A 1234-nucleotide genomic window follows, 5' to 3' on the forward strand; every position below is an offset into this window, starting at 1 on the left:
CGTCAGCCCCTCCACGACCCGGGCGAAGTCCTCGAGCATGGGCTCCATCAAAGGCGAGTGGAAGGCGTGGCTGACCCGCAGCCGCCTGGTCTTGCAGCCTTCCCGCGCCAGCACGGCCGCGATCTCCTGCACCGCCTCCGCCACACCCGAGAGCACCGTCGCCCCCGGGGCGTTCACCGCCGCCAGCGACACCTCGCCCTCACGCCCCGCCAGCAACGGCACCACCTGCTCCTCGCCGGCCTGCACCGCCACCATCGCCCCGCCCGCGGGCAGCGCCTGCATCAGCCGGCCCCGGGCCGCCACCAGCGCACACGCATCCGCCAGCGACAACACCCCCGCCACATGCGCGGCCGCGACCTCCCCCACCGAATGCCCCACCAAAACATCCACCCGCACCCCGGCCGCCTCCACCAGCCGGAACAACGCCACCTCGAACACGAACAGAGCAGCCTGCGTATACACCGTCCGATCCAACAGACCACCCGCATCCGTGTCGGTGTCGGTGAACATCACCTCGCGCACCGACCGGCCCAGCAGGCCGTCCAGCACCGCGCACGACTCGTCCACCGACCGCGCGAACACCGGGAACCGCTCGTAGAGCTCCCGGCCCATCCCCGCCCGCTGCGCACCCTGGCCCGAGAACAACGCGGCCGAGGACCGGCCGGTGTCCTGCCCGGGGGTGACGCCCCGGACCAGTCCGGCCGCGGGGGTGCCGTCCACCAGCTGTCCCAGTCCCCGAAGGAGGGAGGGGCGGTCGTCGCCGATCACGACGGCGCGGTGTTCGAGGTGGGCGCGGCCCGTGGCCAGCGTGGAGGCCACCGCGGCGGGATCCGCCTCCGGGTGTCCGTTCACGAACGCGGCCAGCCGGTCCGCCTGCGCGCGCAGCGCGGCCCCGGTCCGCCCCGACACCACCCACGGCACCAACCGCTCCCCCGCCCCGGAGACTTCGGGAGTCTCGACGGCTTCGGCGGTCTCAAGGCTCTCGGGGGCCTCCTCCAGGATGACGTGGGCGTTGGTGCCGCTGATGCCGAACGAGGACACCGCCGCCCGCCGCGGCCGCTCGCCGCGCGGCCACGCGCGCTCCGTCGTCAGCAGTTCCACCGCGCCCGAGGACCAGTCCACCTTCGAGGACGGCGCGTCCACGTGCAGGGTGCGCGGCAGCACCTGGTGCCGCAGCGCCTGGACCATCTTGATGATCCCGCCCACCCCGGCCGCGGCCTGCGCATGCCCGATG

1 protein-coding gene is annotated in these 1234 nt (G+C 74.1%); it reads right to left on the reverse strand.

Annotated elements, in window-relative coordinates:
* Positions 1-1234: acyltransferase domain-containing protein (locus tag CW362_RS42810; protein WP_162684461.1), on the reverse strand; the 1234-nt coding region annotated here is incomplete at both ends.

Origin of the sequence: Streptomyces populi (assembly GCF_002911015.1) — a bacterium.
Taxonomy (GTDB): Bacteria; Actinomycetota; Actinomycetes; order Streptomycetales; family Streptomycetaceae; genus Streptomyces; species Streptomyces populi.